This is a genomic window from Arthrobacter sp. S2(2024) (assembly GCF_036662515.1).
Classification (GTDB): domain Bacteria; phylum Actinomycetota; class Actinomycetes; order Actinomycetales; family Micrococcaceae; genus Arthrobacter.
On the sequence record NZ_JAYKZI010000013.1, the window covers coordinates 79414 to 94392 of the forward strand.

17 protein-coding genes and 1 pseudogene are annotated in these 14979 nt (G+C 60.3%); 4 read left to right on the forward strand and 14 right to left on the reverse strand.

Annotation, left to right across the window (positions count from 1 at the left end):
- Window positions 1–154: 154 nt before the first annotated feature.
- From VLA65_RS18795 to VLA65_RS18805, 3 genes are all read right to left on the reverse strand, one after another.
- Complete coding sequence (locus VLA65_RS18795) at window positions 155–1663, reverse strand: hypothetical protein (RefSeq protein WP_284990868.1); 1509 nt, start codon at window positions 1661–1663, stop codon at window positions 155–157.
- Window positions 1660–2040 carry a hypothetical protein gene (locus tag VLA65_RS18800; protein ID WP_332603360.1) on the reverse strand — a complete coding sequence of 127 codons (381 nt, stop codon included), beginning with the start codon at window positions 2038–2040 and terminating at the stop codon, window positions 1660–1662. The genes VLA65_RS18795 and VLA65_RS18800 overlap by 4 nt, the downstream gene beginning before the upstream one ends.
- A gap of 511 nt (window positions 2041–2551) precedes the next feature.
- Complete coding sequence (locus VLA65_RS18805; protein ID WP_284990870.1) at window positions 2552–2836, reverse strand: hypothetical protein; 285 nt, start codon at window positions 2834–2836, stop codon at window positions 2552–2554.
- Window positions 2837–2960: 124 nt separating this feature from the next.
- Between VLA65_RS18805 and VLA65_RS18810 the strand changes: the two genes are divergently transcribed.
- Window positions 2961–3440 (forward strand): hypothetical protein, encoded by a 480-nt coding sequence (locus VLA65_RS18810; protein ID WP_284990871.1) that lies wholly within the window; start codon window positions 2961–2963, stop codon window positions 3438–3440.
- On the opposite strand, the gene VLA65_RS18815 is transcribed toward VLA65_RS18810, so the two are convergent.
- The 8 genes from VLA65_RS18815 to VLA65_RS18850 all read right to left on the reverse strand — a co-directional run bounded on the left by VLA65_RS18815 (window position 3406) and on the right by VLA65_RS18850 (window position 9577).
- Window positions 3406–4467, reverse strand: a complete 1062-nt coding sequence (locus VLA65_RS18815; protein ID WP_284990872.1) for a hypothetical protein — start codon at window positions 4465–4467, stop codon at window positions 3406–3408. The two genes, VLA65_RS18810 and VLA65_RS18815, sit on opposite strands and share 35 nt — an antisense overlap.
- Window positions 4468–4798: 331 nt before the next feature.
- Window positions 4799–6118 (reverse strand): AAA family ATPase, encoded by a 1320-nt coding sequence (locus VLA65_RS18820; RefSeq protein ID WP_332603361.1) that lies wholly within the window; start codon window positions 6116–6118, stop codon window positions 4799–4801.
- A complete protein-coding gene (locus VLA65_RS18825; RefSeq protein ID WP_332603362.1) occupies window positions 6031–6756 on the reverse strand; it encodes a hypothetical protein in 726 nt (241 codons plus the stop codon). The genes VLA65_RS18820 and VLA65_RS18825 overlap by 88 nt, the downstream gene beginning before the upstream one ends.
- On the reverse strand, window positions 6756–7052 hold the full coding sequence (locus VLA65_RS18830) for a hypothetical protein (RefSeq protein ID WP_332603363.1): 297 nt from the start codon (window positions 7050–7052) through the stop codon (window positions 6756–6758). Before VLA65_RS18830 ends, VLA65_RS18825 begins: the two co-directional genes overlap by 1 nt.
- Window positions 7049–7279, reverse strand: a complete 231-nt coding sequence (locus VLA65_RS18835; RefSeq protein ID WP_284990877.1) for a hypothetical protein — start codon at window positions 7277–7279, stop codon at window positions 7049–7051. The genes VLA65_RS18830 and VLA65_RS18835 overlap by 4 nt, the downstream gene beginning before the upstream one ends.
- Before the next feature lie 971 nt (window positions 7280–8250).
- On the reverse strand, window positions 8251–8907 hold the full coding sequence (locus VLA65_RS18840; RefSeq protein ID WP_332603364.1) for a hypothetical protein: 657 nt from the start codon (window positions 8905–8907) through the stop codon (window positions 8251–8253).
- 89 nt (window positions 8908–8996) lie between these two features.
- A complete protein-coding gene (locus tag VLA65_RS18845) occupies window positions 8997–9227 on the reverse strand; it encodes a hypothetical protein (RefSeq protein ID WP_332603365.1) in 231 nt (76 codons plus the stop codon).
- A gap of 149 nt (window positions 9228–9376) precedes the next feature.
- Window positions 9377–9577: a helix-turn-helix transcriptional regulator gene (locus VLA65_RS18850; RefSeq protein WP_332603366.1), complete on the reverse strand. Its 201-nt coding sequence runs from the start codon at window positions 9575–9577 to the stop codon at window positions 9377–9379.
- A gap of 104 nt (window positions 9578–9681) precedes the next feature.
- On the opposite strand from VLA65_RS18850, the gene VLA65_RS18855 reads away from it, so the two are divergent.
- Together VLA65_RS18855 and VLA65_RS18860 are read left to right on the forward strand one after the other, a co-directional pair.
- Window positions 9682–10251: a helix-turn-helix domain-containing protein gene (locus tag VLA65_RS18855; RefSeq protein ID WP_332603367.1), complete on the forward strand. Its 570-nt coding sequence runs from the start codon at window positions 9682–9684 to the stop codon at window positions 10249–10251.
- Window positions 10229–11299 carry a site-specific integrase gene (locus tag VLA65_RS18860; RefSeq protein ID WP_332603368.1) on the forward strand — a complete coding sequence of 357 codons (1071 nt, stop codon included), beginning with the start codon at window positions 10229–10231 and terminating at the stop codon, window positions 11297–11299. Before VLA65_RS18855 ends, VLA65_RS18860 begins: the two co-directional genes overlap by 23 nt.
- A gap of 118 nt (window positions 11300–11417) precedes the next feature.
- On the opposite strand, the gene glnA is transcribed toward VLA65_RS18860, so the two are convergent.
- Window positions 11418–12842 carry a type I glutamate--ammonia ligase gene (gene glnA / locus VLA65_RS18865; protein ID WP_059389128.1) on the reverse strand — a complete coding sequence of 475 codons (1425 nt, stop codon included), beginning with the start codon at window positions 12840–12842 and terminating at the stop codon, window positions 11418–11420.
- A 319-nt stretch (window positions 12843–13161) separates the two neighbouring features.
- Between glnA and VLA65_RS18870 the strand changes: the two genes are divergently transcribed.
- Window positions 13162–13599 carry an RDD family protein gene (locus tag VLA65_RS18870; protein WP_332603369.1) on the forward strand — a complete coding sequence of 146 codons (438 nt, stop codon included), beginning with the start codon at window positions 13162–13164 and terminating at the stop codon, window positions 13597–13599.
- 66 nt (window positions 13600–13665) lie between these two features.
- Here the strand turns inward: VLA65_RS18870 and VLA65_RS18875 are convergent, their stop codons facing one another.
- Window positions 13666–14430, reverse strand: a complete 765-nt coding sequence (locus tag VLA65_RS18875; protein ID WP_059389126.1) for a DUF4191 domain-containing protein — start codon at window positions 14428–14430, stop codon at window positions 13666–13668.
- Window positions 14431–14519: 89 nt separating this feature from the next.
- A pseudogene (locus VLA65_RS18880) lies at window positions 14520–14979 on the reverse strand (lipoyl synthase); the annotation flags it as partial.

The window sequence follows — 14979 nt, forward strand, 5'->3', positions numbered from 1 at the left end:
GGTTTGGGTTGCGGCTGATTTTCTATTTGCCGAAGCTGGGCTTCTGCATTATTTGCCCGTGCCAACTGTGCCGCCGCTTCCTCTTGAGCGGCGGCGACCTGCGCGTAAAGATCGCTAAGCAGGGCAAGGATTGCTGAGGGGTTCATTGTTTCTCCTATGCGTTGTAGGCCGGAATGACCAGTGTTGTCCCGCTGGCATCAACGACCTTGAGGTATTTGTTGGGTGCTGCTGGTAAGGCGGCCGCTGACCCGGCGGCCCCCACGGTGGATTGCTGAAGCCCAGATGCATACCACTTCGGTCCCGATGAAGTGAGCCCGACAATGGTGGTGCCGCCCGAGTCGTGCGCGAAGAAGCCCTGCCGGCTTCTAACTGCTCCCGTTGTGTCGACGTATGCCTGTGCCGCTGATGCCCCTGATGGCCACCACTCTTGGATGTTCTTCGTCTGGCCGGCCGCGGCACCCACGCGGAGACTGACGAAGTCGGATGTTGAGGGAGGCAAGACCCGGGCAAACGGCGTGTTTCCCGAACTGACGGACACCCCAGCCATGTTCACGTTGAACAAACCATTGCCGCTGGCGGGATTGATTCCGAGGCTGGTCTGAGTTTCGATCCGGTCAACGACTTTGACGCCGAAGTTGTTCGTCGCCCCTCCGGTGGCGTCCTGAGCGAAGCCGACATAAGTTGCCACGGACGCCGAAGCATCCTTCTCTGTCTGGGCATAGAACGAGTAGCCGTATGCCGTCGAGGATGTTCCTTTGAAGCCTGCTCGGCCTGACACGGCGACGGTCTTTCCAGTGACCGTGACATTGTTCTCGACCTGAGAGATGCCCTCCAACGCGGTCGTAGACGCATTCTGTGTGAACGGAACGCCGCCGTCCTTCAGAAGGCACGCGCTGGAGAAGCCCTCCGCTACGTCGTCAGTCGTCGGCCCCCAGTAGTTGGTGATCGCGTAGCCGCCCTGCGTCGTATGTAGCACGTTAGCTCCGGGGGCGCTGCGCCCATACTCCTGGTAGATCCCAAACGCGCCGGCAATGTCGGCTGGTGTTCCCGTCCCGGAAAACCCGAAAGAACTTGCCGTGCCAAAAACGTAACCCGTTCCGTAGGTGGATGAAGTCTTCTTGCGGATGCCCATCGGCCCTATGGATGCGGGGTCGAGGAATGAGGCATAAGTCGGGCTGAGGTTCCAGTTGGCGGCGCTGAAGGTGCCGCCCGAAGTGTGGCTGGCGATGGCGGATACAACGTCCCCATTGGGTGAGATGACCAGTTGCCCTGCCGTGTAGGCGGTGGCCGTGACCCATTTCGGAACTGTTGTAGACGTGGCGGCATAAGCGCCATCCAGCGCCGCCTTCGTAGCTGTGCCACCGGTGGTGATGAAGCTTGCTGTGGCACTGTCTTGTTGGACGCAGTTGATGGTCCATGCGTACACTTTGGTGGCGTCCGCGATCACAACGGTGGAGTTGGTGGCTTGCTGGAACTGTGGGAACACACCTTGCGTGCCCGAGTTCAGAATGTTGCCCGGCAAGGGGTTGTTGAACGTGTCCGTGATCGCCAGCGGCGTCGTGAAACCCGTGTCCGTGACCGCGTACACCTGGAACGACACATTCTTGACGTTCTGTTTACCGTTGGGGTCCCAAGTGACCATCGACGGGAAGGTGAAGCTCACCGGTCCTCCTCGAATTCGAGGCCGGCGCCCTTGGCTACAACTTTCATCCTTGCGGCGTAGCTGAACAGTGCCCGGATCTCGTCGGGGGTGGGCAAGACGTCGCGCCTCTCAACGGATGTCGTGAGCCATTCCACGTCGGCCATGATCTGGTGCAGCCTTCCCAGGCTCGGGCGGACCGGAGCTGGAGTCACGACGAGGGCGGGCATTGCGCGGAAGCTGGTCAACGCTTCTTGGATGTGGTGAGCTGCGGTCGTCTCGCCTGTCCGAGGCTCACCAAGAATCGTCCCGTGGACGTAGTCTTCCGCCGCTGCTCGTGTCGTCCCTAGTCTGGTTTGGACTAGCTCAATGAGCTCGGTGACGTCAGGCTCTTCACTCATCGTGCGCCTCTCTGGTCCTTATGGTTCATGCGCTTCTCTCAAGTCGGAATTCATTCAAAGCCTCGGGTTCAATGAACCATCGGCCACTTGTGTTGTTGCCACGGAGGCGACCGGCCCGGAGATGCTGCCTTACCCTGCTCGAGGTAGTCCCGAGAATGGTGGCCGCGGCCTCCGGAGTGATCTCCTTCTTCTTCAAGACTGGCGGCATTTCCGTTTCCGGCCCTTCCGTCCTTCCGGTGACGGAAATCTCGGCTTCGCGCACAGTTCTCGCATGGGCTTGGGCGGCTGCTTCGATGTCCCGCCACCCTTCGTGGATGGTGCGGGCAACGTCAGGTCGGCCCCGATCGCGAAAGTGCCGGCATGTGTCCTCCATGGCGGACTTCGGCAGGCGGGCGACGATCCACTGCGCGGTAATTCCTGACACGAGGGCGCCGAGGTTCGGACGATAGGTGTCATAGACCACTGGCGTCGGCCCCGTTTCCTCGCTGCGCCCGAGTGATTTCGCGGCCGTTCACAGGCGATCACCCGGCAGAACATCAATGCCCTTCGCCTCAGAAACCTGGGCATAGACTTCGATGCCGTTGGCCCGAAGCCATTCCATCAAGTGGCGAATGGCGTCTTTGTAGAGAATGACGTGTTCCCGTGTGACGAGTTCCGGGTTTTCCTTCAACTGATTGATCGTGGACTGCAGTTCCGCCCATATCATTTCGAAGTGTCCGAGTATTGCAGCCCTCCCGATGGCGGCTTGCTCGTCGGCGGGCATCAGTTCATTCGGATTGATATCTTGGTTGCTCATTGCGTGAGGTGTTCCTTCATTGGTTGGTTGGCGTCCGGCCGTTCGGTCGGCGCCACGCGCTGCTTTGTAAATTCGTTGGATGAAAAGGGTTTTAATTTGGGGCTTCGGCGATTAATCTGTGGGCATGGAGACGAAAACGACCTTGGCCGCACTTGGCGGCGGCGCTGCTGTCCTGTTGGCCGGCGGACTGACCTTCGGCATGGTCGCTAGTGCGAACGCGGACACCACGCCCGGCCCGACAGTGACCGCGACCGCTACACCCACAGCTACCGCGGCGCCGACAGCCTCGGTCACTGTGGCGCCTTCGCCGGATCCGGCTGCGGCAACCACCGCGCCAGCAACCGTGACAGTCCCGGTTGCCCCAGCAACGCCAGCAGATGCCCCCATAGCAGCAGGCCCGGCCGCTCCGGTTCCTCCAGCTCCAGTCCAGGCTCCCGCGCCGGTAGAGCCCGTCGCGCCGGTTCTCGAACAGCCCGTCGCACCCGCGCCCAAGGCTGGCGGAACAGGGCCGGTCATCGTTGTCACGCCTCCGCCGAGCCTTGCTGCCGGTACAACCAGCGCGAACCTGGTCAAGCCTGGACCCCCACCGGCGCCGGGCCGTTAGAACTCGTGGAAGGCGCCGCCGCGGACGGCGCCTTCCTTGTGTCCGCCGTCGAATCCGTGGGCGGCGTGGGCGGCGTGGTGTCCTTCAAGGAGACAACCTCGAAGTCGATCGGCTCGTTCGGGTTAGTGGAGCAGCGCACTGCCTTGACCATCCAGTCCACTTCCTGTCCCGCAGCCCCATAGACCGTGAAGCTACCCGCGCTGATGCGGTCAGCCGAGACTGGAACCGAAGCCCGGCCAATGGCCGTCACTTGCACGTTCCGGTTTTCCGCGTAGGTGAGGGCTTCGAAGTAGTCAGGCAACGCCACGACAGCCTCACCGTTGCCGCCGAGAGTAATAGTGCCAAAATATTCAACGCCGTTGACCGGGCCCTCCACAGAGGCGTGCTTCAAGATGTATCCCGGTTTCGTCGGGTGATCTTGGACAAAGTTCTTCGTACCGCTCACGGTTAGGCCCCCAACGATCAGCACCGGGCCGTTCTTCGCTGTCGTATAGACACCCGCAGTTCCAGCCCAGTTGCCGAGGTAGAACGTACCGGTATTGGAAATATTCAGGTACGCGGCACCCGAGCCGGTGGTGTCGTAGGTCTTCGCCCATGCCCCACTGTCCTTGGCCGACAGGATGGCATTGGAGGATCCGTTTGTTATGGTCTGCGGGCCTTGCATGATCAGCTCGTTGTACGACTGGAAAAGCATGCCAGGGTACGACTGAACTCCGCCATTGTCGCTCGTGGCGAACTCGATCAGCGGGACGGTGGAACCAATGTCCGCACCGCCGCTGATCGAGACCTGCCCGACCTGTCCAATCGCGAAGAATGTCCCAGTGTTTGTATCGAGGTGGATTACTTCCGTGCCGCTAGGCGTGAAGAGGTGTAAGCCATCAACATCGGTCGACAGACCCTTTCCGCCATCCTGCCCGGTGGAAGCGTGCCGCAGGACGGGCTGAGTCGAGAGGTCCCGGATGTTGCGTTCGATTTGGTTGAGGCGTTGGGGCATATCGCTGCCTAGGCCCATGACTGCATTCACCATGTGGTGGATTCCTTCAAAAGTTGAGTGTGTTCGGAGGGGTAATTCGGGCAGCGGGCTTCATGCGCGGCTTCGGTAATGGTGAGGAAATAGCTGTCCTCGACGATGCGGATATTTGGTACACACAGCTCGCATCTGCCAGGGGGCGTGGCAGAGTCATGGCGCACCTTTTCCCGGTCTGCCCGTGCATGAATGACAGTCCGTACATCGCCGCCTTCCCGTGGCGCCTGAGTGGCGTTCAGCACCTCAACTGGCGACTGTCTTGGGTCCCCCGTTTGTGCCTCTCTCATGAGGTCTCGTCGGACCTTGGGTGTCCGAACCTTGTTCTGAGTGCTCACCAGACCGCCCCGTCCGTCTGTCCGTCGCCGGCCCCGTAGTACCTGCGTCTGGTGTTTGGGTGGATGTTGTCGGCAGTCCACGGGAACGGCCCGCCCTTTTCGAGTCGCTTGGGCCAATCGGTGCCCTGATTTCGGTCACCGCGCCAGCGCTGGATCGTTGCTGCGGTCGAACCGTCACCCTCGGGAGCCAGACCGAATCCGAATTCCGGCCAACCCATGAGTGCAGCGGAACCACGCGGTGAGAGGTCTCGGGCCATTTGCCCGTTGCCCTTCGGCGAATGGCCCTCCATGACCAGCACCAAGCCGCGGTCCCGCAGGGAGTCAAGGGCTGTGATGAGCGGCGCCGCGTCATCGTCGTTGTTTATGCCGTTTGGGACCATCTTGTATATCGGGCCGATAAACGTGATCTCCGGTCGGTTTTGGTCAACGAGACGGTGGATTGCGCCGAGCGCGGCGTCTTTTGTGATGTCGATCCGACCGTGGCAGGCGACGTCAATATTCCCGGGATCGTTCGTGCCGTACTGGCGAGCCCTTGCGGCCATGCCCCGGACCTCCTTGCGCCACTGACCCTCGGTGTTCTCGACGTCGACGACCTGCACCCGGAGCGGATCGATGTGATCCAATGTGATCGGGTTGATGCCTGCCGCCAACTGGATGGCCATCTGCCGGATCCATGTGGACTTCCCGAAACCCTCGTATCCAGTGATCACCATCCGGTCCCCGCGCTCGAACAACCGCGGAACAACCCAGTCGTGGTCTTCCTTCACGGCAAGGATCTCGGCGAGCTTCTTGGAGCCGATGCCCTGCCCGGGGGTGTTTTCCCGGATGGCCTTGAGGTCCTCCATGGCATCGCTGAGGGCCTTGGCTGGCGGCAACCCGTCACTCGTTGCCTGCTGGATCAGCCGTTGGCCTGTAGAGCGGAGAGCACGCTTCACCGATTCCTCGCGCACCTGTTTCGCGTAGAACTCGACGGTGTGCGCGGAGGACGTTCCTTGCTGCCAAGCGAAGAAGTCGGTGATGTTGAGGTTGGGTATTCCCCGGGCTTTGAGTTTAAGGAAGACCGAGCCCGGTTCGATGGGTTCCGTGTTGGCATGCATTTCCCGCATGACCGAGAACGCCTCCCCCAGGAGGTGGCTCTGGAAGTCTTCGGGGTGGACAATTTCTGTCGCAAAGCGGACGGCATCGCGGGACAGCATGCATGCGCCAATTACGAACTGTTCCGGGTTCACTAGTTCGCCCACCCATACTGCTGGGGCACGACGGCGAGCAGGGCGCCCTGAGGCGCTTCGTCCTGCCAGCGGCCGGCATTGAGCCACGAGCTTGGATGCGGAATGAACTGCTGATCTTTGCCAGCCACCTCTTTGCGCAGGGTTTCAAGGCCGTCCATGATCGTGCGGGCGTCCGTCCGCTTGAGGGCCTTCTCGTAAGCCTTCCGTGCAAGATCCTTGCCGATCTTTCTCGGGTACGAAGCCCAGAACGAATCGAACTCCTTCGAAGCCGGAGGCTTTGATGAAGTCTTTTTCCCGTCCCTTCCCATCCCATCCCTTCCTAGGGTGAGTTCTGTTGAGTCTCCCCGCGGCTCGCTCAAACTCACCGGAGTTTCGGCGGGAACAAGTGAGTCAACCTGAGCGCATGCGGGGCAGCGCGTTTTCCACCGAGGGTCAATCTTTTGGTGATCTTCAAATCGCTTGATGTGGAGGAATGATCTGCCTGAGGTGTTAGAAATCCGTTGGACTCGCCCGGCGGCCATGATCTCGGTTAGGAGCAATTCGGGGTTTACGTCGTCTGCCGGGAGGATTTGGAGTTTCAATCGGAAGACGTCATCGGCAACGTGCCCGTGATCGCAAAGGGTGAAGTTCCACATTCCAATGAAGAACAACCTTGCCAAAGGCGACAGTTTGACGATGTTTCCGTCAGTCCAGAATTCGGGTTTGATGGTTCGAATTCGCGCCATCAGGCATCAGCCCAAGGCGCGTTCGCGAGTTCGGCAGCGTGGAGCATTTGAATCCAAGCTCGGCTCACCCGGGCGGAAGGGCCGACTACGTTGTAGATGAGATCACCACGCACCCAAGCGAATGATTCGAGGACCGGTGCAGGTTCCAATCGCCCGACGTGGAGTTGAACGACATCCCCGGGCCGCGCCTCAATGAGGGTTTCGTCCGCATATCGGGCGAGCTCGCCGGCGTCATAGCTGTTGAGCCACGGGTACGCCGTGACGTCGATTACCAATGTTTGGGTTGCCGCGATCAAGAGATATCACCGCGCAGTAGGCGGACGGCTTCCTCGAGATGCGCCTCGGTGAGGGGCGGAAATTCAGAGACGGCTTTGGCGACGTACTCTTGGAGCTTGATTGCCCGCAGTTCCCGCTTGGCCTCGATGACCTGGGGAGAGTCTGACGGGTGGTGAATTGACATGGCGGCGACGGTTCCGCGTGCGCGGGACATTCGCTCGGAAATCTTGCGGTTCTTGGTTGACAAGGCGGGGGGCCTTTCGGGCCACGGCGATTGAACCTCATCCCGACCAGGGAAAGGTTGCGCCACGCAACCATGAGGATCAATGCATTCTTTGGAATGCACGTAGCTCTCTGACGAAGGAGCTCACCCGCGACCCGAACCGAAGTCCAGATAGTGATTACGCTACTAAACCTACTTAGAAACGTCAAAAACATGTTCACCGTCGGCAAATTTTTGGGCTATGATGCGGTCCAGAGTTTGCAGGCTCACGGGTCTGTTCGTCCCGCAAACGGGGCATCGCACCAGAATCTTGGTCGCTCCGGGTTGATCGTCCTGATGGGATTCGAATATCTGAATGCTCGGAACTTTGGCCCTGCGGAATGATCCGTCCCTGTGTCGAGGCAGTTCTATTCCCAGAATCCCAACCCACCCACCTTCCGTCGGCCAGGACTCCCTAATCACGTCGCCGCTGGGGTTGTCGTTGAAAGGGGCAGTAGTGAAGACGACCCGGCCAAAGTCGTACCTGTGCTTTTTCTTCGCTTTGCGGTTACCGGTGCATCTGACGATGATCTCGAAGCCTTGACCCGAGTAGTTCAATAGCTGCCCTTTCGTTTCGATCTGATGCGCAAACAGATCTTCTTCATGTTGTTGGCGATCCCGCCTCGGCTCTCTTCTTGGAACAGAACGGCCGACGGAGGTTGGAAGCTCTCGGAAGGGCGCTTCACGGAATGGTGACGGGCTTCCACTCGGGGGTGGCGCCGCTCCCTTTTCGTGGGCCTCTCCCATTCGTCCAAAACTCGATCTTGTCCACGTGCATCACGAGATCGCTGCTGGACGGGACGAACGGTCCTCTTTGCATCGCTCAAGATGCGTCACGTGAAATTCCTTGGGTATGAGGCTCCAGAAGGCGGCGACGGTTTCTTCTAGAGACATGTCAGCGTCGATGATCGCGTTCACCGCACGATGGAGGGGGTCATTGCTAGCGCTGGACATGGTCACGCCGGCCGCTCATCCAGGAACGCCTTGAGCTTGGCGCCCATCTCGGCGAGGAGGTCCGCCGCAGCCGCGATTTCTTCCCGCGTTCCCGTGAGCTCGAGATTTTCGCCTTCTGCATACACGTCCAGGCCGAAGCCCTCGAAGTCTTCGAGCGAGATGGTCAGATGGAGGCCGATGGGGACGCCTCCGCCGATCACCTTTGAAGCGTTCAAGGTGGGTTCCCCGCGATCGTTCAGCACGAGGTCTTGGGTGTCGCCCCATGGAGCGTCGAAGTTGTAGAAGTTGTCCTCGCTTGCCCGGAAGGCGCGTGCTAGATCCGATGGCGAAGTGGCCTCTGATTCCAAGGCGACATAATCGAGAAGCGCCTCAAGCCGTCCGAAGGCGTCCTCTGCGGCGGTCGGATCCGCGTCGGGATAGATGTCTTCATCGAGGACGTAGGTGAGGCCGTCATCTGGTGCCCAGGTCAGGACTGCTGCCGCCTCGGGGCGCCCATTGACAAGTTCCGGACCGTAGATCATGGGGCCGACCCATCCGTCCCTGCGGTTGGTGAAGTCCGCGGCCGTGGCGGGTCTGAACCCATGAGGGGCAGTGGGGGTGGGCCGGCTGTTGGAGCAGCCAAAATGTGCAGGTGAAGCGGTGATTGTTGTGGTGGTCATGACGAATGTTCTCCTAGCTGGGTTTGACTGTTTGTTGCGATGAAAGTGCCGGCGCTGGTTCACGCGGGCGACACGTGGGTGGCTTGCAACTAGGCCGGGATGAAGTCGACGACATCCAACGCGTCTTCAAGTTGGTAGTCATCGTCGTGGTCCAGGCTGAAGATAAGGGTGGCGGAGCCCCATTCGTTGGGGATGGCTTTGACGGCAGTGTTGGCCGGAATCGAGGCGTGCCGCGGACTGGTCGCCGTTGGGCCGGGAGCGAACCGGAGTCGGCGAGCGGTCACGTAACTGTTCGACCCGGATGTAATAGAATCGGGCATGAAAAATCCTCCTGTTGGTGGTTTTCAAGCGGTTCGGTTGGTGACTTTGGCGAGTTCAACCGGGCCGCATTTTTCATGCGGCGTACTTCGATTGTTTGCAACCAAAGGATCGCTCAGGGTGAGTTTGCGTCGATCTTCTCGGGCGGCGCCTATGCGCCTGGCGCTGCATCGAACGCAGCATTTACCCAATCAACGACATCCTGCTCTCTGTAGATGACTCGCCCGCCGAGCTTCGCGCATCGCGGCCCCGAGCCGTTGTGTCGCATCCACCGCAGTTGGGCCGGCGACTTCCGCAACATCGTTGCCACCTCTTCCAACGTGAGTAGCTTCATGGCGTTGATTTCATTCATTCGCCACTCCTTCTTGATAGTGTTTTCTAGTTGACTGTCACTAGAAAACACAGTAACCAATGTTTCTAGTAGTTGTCAACAAGGTTTTCTAGTATGGTGTTGGCATGAGCGATAGGGATGAGGCCATAGGGCAAAACCTTGCACGATTTAGGGGCGAGCGGTCCCAGCAGGATGTTGCCGACGCTATGAGGTCTTTGGGGTATAAGTGGTCTCAAGCTACGGTTTGGTCGGTCGAGAAGGGCGAGCGACCGATGAGACTTACGGAATCGATCGACATCGCCCAAATTCTCGGCGTGGACGTCCTTGACATGATTTCCACGCCGAGCGAGGCCTTGTTTCGTGTTGCACTGAGCAAAATTGCAGATGCACGCGAACGTCTCGAGAACGCAGCCATGGAATATGAGCAATACCAGTTCGTTCTTGCGGCGGCGGCGGAAAACGCCACTCTTTCGGACGCCCAGCAAGCCCAGACTCGCTCCTGGTTGAGCCTTTCCCCGACGGGCGTGGTTGAGGAGGTGCGGATTGGCGAAAAGGGTGCGGGTGGCGAGATGAATATTGAAAAGGATCCTGTCACTGGGGAGATCCTAGGCCGAGGCCCTTGGTTCGATGAGCTTCTACGACATTGGCAAACCGACAGGCAGGGTGGGGCACGTGGCGAGCATAAAGAAGCGTGAGAATGGGTCTTGGCGTGCGCGCTACCGCGATGAAGCCGGCAAGGAGCACGCCAGACACTTCACCCGGAAGATAGACGCCCAGAAGTGGCTTGATGAGGTCACAGCCTCGGTTGTGGCGGGTACCTATGTAGATCCGAAGACGGCACTTACGACGGTGCAGGAATGGTCGGCGATCTGGCTCAAGGGCTACGAGAACAATCGGCCATCGACGGTCCGCCAAGCAAGGACGCACCTGAAGCGGATCAACGAGGCTTTTGGAAGCCGGGTGCTCAAGAGTGTCCGACCTTCTGAGGTGAAGGCCTGGACGGCGCGGCTAAGTGATGAAGGTCTGGCTGATTCCACGGTCTATGCCATGCACTCACGTATGGGGCAGTTGTTCAGGGATGCCGTGCATGACGGGCTGTTGCCCAAGTCGCCGCTGAGCCGCCGGACGGCTCCGAAAGCGGGGAAGCAGAGGCCCTATGTCGCTACGACGGAGCAGATCTGGGCTCTGCATGACGCCATGCCGGACGGCCTACAGCCCGCGGTGCTACTGGCCGCGTTCGCGGGCCTCCGCATTGCCGAGGCTGTGGCGCTACGGGTTTCCGATGTTGATTTCATGCGTGGGATCATCTCACCGGCCATCCAGTATCCCGGCGTGGAGCTCAAGACTGAGGAATCCAAGACCCCCATCCCGATCCCCCAGAATCTATGCCTCGAGCTGTCGGTGAATCACACAAAGTGGGGGAGTGAAACACTGGTCACCAACGAGTGGGGTCGCGGCATATCGCCGCACCGTGTGGAGCACTATTTCCGGGAAGCCCGGGCCACGGTCAAAGACCTGCCGGAGGGGTTCCGGTTCCATGACCTCAGGCATTATTTTGCGTCCCTGCTCATTGCCCAAGGCCTCGACGTCAAAGTGGTCCAGAAGAGCCTCCGGCACTCCTCAGCGAAGACGACGCTGGACACCTACGGGCATATGTGGCCGGACAAGGAAGAGTCGGCCAAGGCGGCAGTAGCGCGGGTGCTGGGGGAGCGGCTCCGGTCGCGTATCGAGAAGGATGCTTAGGCGGATTCGGGCGCACGAAAAAGCCGGCCCCAGGTGATGAAACCTGAGGCCGGCTTTTCTGTATGCGGATTCTTGCGGACTGTCTGCGGACTATGCCCGATTTAGCCGCGAGATCTAGCTAGACGCCGTAGTAGAGCTCGAACTCGTACGGGTTCGGGCGCAGCGACAGCGGACGGATCTCGTTCTCGTACTTGTACTCAATCCAAGTGTCGATCAGGTCCTGGGTGAAGACACCGCCGGCCTGCAGGAACTCGTTGTCCTCGCGCAGGGCCTCGAGTGCTTCCTCAAGGGAGCCCGGAGCCTTGGGGATGTCCTTGGCTTCCTCTGCAGGCAGTTCGTACAGGTCCTTGTCGATCGGAGCCGGGGGCTCGATGCGGTTGCGGATACCGTCGATGCCGGCCATGAGCTGGGCGGAGAACGCCAAGTACGGGTTGGACGCGGCGTCCGGAGCGCGGAACTCGATGCGCTTGGCCTTCGGGTTGGAGCCCGTGATCGGGATGCGGATGCCGGCGGAGCGGTTGCCCTGCGAGTAGACCATGTTGACCGGAGCTTCGAAGCCCTTGACCAGGCGGCGGTAGGAGTTGACCGTCGGGTTAGTGAAGGCGAGCACGGCAGAGGAGTGCTTCAGCAGGCCGCCGATGTACCAGCGTGCAGTGTCGGACAGGCCGGCGTAGCCCTTCTCGTCGTAGAACAGCGGGTCGCCGTTGCTCCAGAGCGACTGGTGGCAGTGCATACCAGAGCCGTTGTCACCGAAAATCGGCTTCGGCATGAAGGTTACGGACTTGCCGTACTCCCACGCGGTGTTCTTGATGACGTACTTGAACTTCTGCAGGTCATCGGCTGCGTGGACCAGCGTGGTGAACTTGTAGTTGATCTCGGCCTGGCCGGCAGCGCCGACTTCGTGGTGCGAGCGCTCGACTTCGAGGCCTGCTTCGTCCAACGCAATGCACATGGCGTCGCGGAGGTCAGCCTGGTGGTCAACCGGGGAAACCGGGAAGTAGCCGCCCTTGAAGGGGGTCTTGTAACCGAGGTTTCCGCCTTCTTCTTCGCGGCTCGTGTTCCAAGGTGCTTCAATCGAGTCGACCTTGTAGAAGGAACCCTGCGGGGAGGATTCGAACTGGACGTTGTCGAAGACGTAGAACTCGGCTTCGGGAGCAAAGAATGCCGTGTCCGCAATGCCGGTGGAGGCCAAGTAGGCTTCTGCCTTTTCGGCAACGCCGCGCGGGTCGCGGTGGTACGGGTCGCCGGTGCGCGGGTTCACGATGGAGAAGTTCAATGCCAGGGTCTTCTCGATGCGGAAGGCATCGATGAAGGCGGTGGTGACGTCCGGGATGAGCTGCATGTCGGACTCGGCGATGCCCTGGAAACCGCGGATGGAAGATCCGTCAAAGAGCTGGCCGTTGACAAAGAAGTCAGCGTCAACGCTCTTGGCCGGCACATTGAAGTGCTGCTGGACGCCCGGAAGATCGGTGAAGCGGATATCGACGAACTTAACATCTTCGTCTTTGATGAACTTGAGGACTTCGTCCGCAGTCTTGAACATCTATGCTCCTAACGCATAACAGGTAACAGGCCCCTCGGGCCGTCTGGTCCAGCGCAAACCGAAAGCAGGGAAACAAAAAAGTATCCCTGATGCGGCGGCTAGCAACTTCTCCAACCATAGGGAAATGGGATTTCCCCGGAGTGTCAGTATTGTTTCGAGCAGGTTACAGAACTGCCTGCCGTGTAAACGCTACTGGTCTACTGCAGTGCCAGTCTATGTCTTTCGCCTGTGTGTCTGTTTCCTTGTGAAGACAGCCAACAGCCCGCCGGCGCCACCTCCCGCCGTCGGGCGTGCGATGGTGAAGCCGTAAGCTTGAAGTGTGGTTGATCGTAAAGATATTGGTTCATGGCTCACAGGGCCGGACACGTCCGGAATTTCCAAGTACCCGGGAGCGCGTCTCGGCCTCCCTGAATCCGGTCCAGGCTCCATGGCCCGGGCCGGCCGTCGCATCCTGGCAATCTGCATCGACTGGGTCATCGCCCTGGTGATCAGCAACTTTGCCTTCGGCGGCAACCAATGGGCGACACTCGCTGTCTTTGCGGTGGAACAGGTCCTTCTCATCGGCACACTGGGCTACAGCATCGGACACCGGGTTGCGGGCATCCACGTGGTACGGCTCGGAGGAGCGCAGGCAGGATCCTTGGCCGCTTTGGTCAGGACGATCCTCTTGTGCCTGGTGATTCCCGCGGTTGTTTTCGATCCTGACCAGCGTGGCCTCCACGACAGGGCCATGAACACGATCCTCATTCGGATGTAACTTTTTGCGCAGGCAAAAAAGCCGCCCGTTCCTGGAGATTCCAGGAACGGGCGGCTTTTGTCGTGGTTAGCGTCCGCGTGCGGCCTTGCGGTCAGGGCGTGCCTTGTATGGGTCGATGCCCTTCGGGATCGGCAGGCGGTTGCCCAGCGAAGAGATTCGCTTGCTGACAGCGCCGACCTCAACCTTGGTGAGTTCGTTCTTGTATTTGTTCATGGTCTTTGCGATCTGGCTGATGGGCACTTGGCCTTCGCCACGACCGCTTTCGATCACGTGAATGGTGACGTTCGGCAGGATACGGGCGAGCTTCTTGCGCTCGGCGTCAACCAGCGGCTTGACGCGATGCGACGGTCCCTCGCTGACCAGCACGACGCCGGGCCGGCCGATGGCGCGGAAGACGGCGTCCTGCGTACGCGGGTTGACGGCGACCGGCTGGTCTTCCGTGATCCAGCCGCGGCGCAGGGTTCCCAAAGCCGCACCGGAAGCTCCGGGCTGGTTCTCGATCTGCGCGAAGGCGGCACGTTCCGCGCGCCGCGAGAGGATGAAGACAGCTGCCAGCAGGCCCAAGGGGATGCCGATGATCAGGCCGGTGACCCAGTTGTTCAGGAAGAACCCGACGACGAGGCTGACAGCAACGACGCCAAGGAACGCCAACAGCATGAGCCACACGACGATAGGGTCATTGCGGCGGGTCATCTTGAAGACCTCGCCGATCTGCTTCAGCTGGCTCGGCTTCTTGGCCTTGGCTTCCTTGGGCTTGCGGGAAAACAAGCCACGCTTGGGAGCGTCGGCAGCCGATGTTGTCGAGTTGCTGGAATCAGGGGATTTCGCCATAGTGCCTTAATTCTACGTGATTTATGCCAAAGGACCGGACGCCGGATTTGTCCGGGGTCCGGTCCTTTGACCGTGCTTTAGCCGACGTGCTATGCGTGGTGTGCGAGGAGGGTGCGGGCTTCCTGGCGGGTGGTGCCGGAGTCCTGGATGCCTTCGGCGATGTGGGCCAGATGGGCGGGGATTTCGCGGCCTTTTTTGCGCATCGCGGTGGCCCAGAGGCGTCCGGCGCGGTAGGAGGAGCGGACCAGGGGGCCGGACATGACGCCGAGGAAGCCGATTTCCTCGGCTTCGGTGGCGAGCTCGACGAATTCCTGGGGTTTGACCCAGCGGTCCACGGGCAGGTGGCGTTCGGAGGGGCGCAGGTACTGGGTGATGGTGATCAGGTCGCAGCCCGCGGCGTGCAGGTCGGTCAGGGCTTCGGAGATCTCTTCGCGGGTTTCGCCCATGCCCAGGATCAGGTTGGATTTGGTGACCATGCCGTGGGCCCGGCCCTGGGTGATGACGTCCAGGGAGCGGTCGTAGCGGAACGCGGGGCGGATGCGCTTGAAG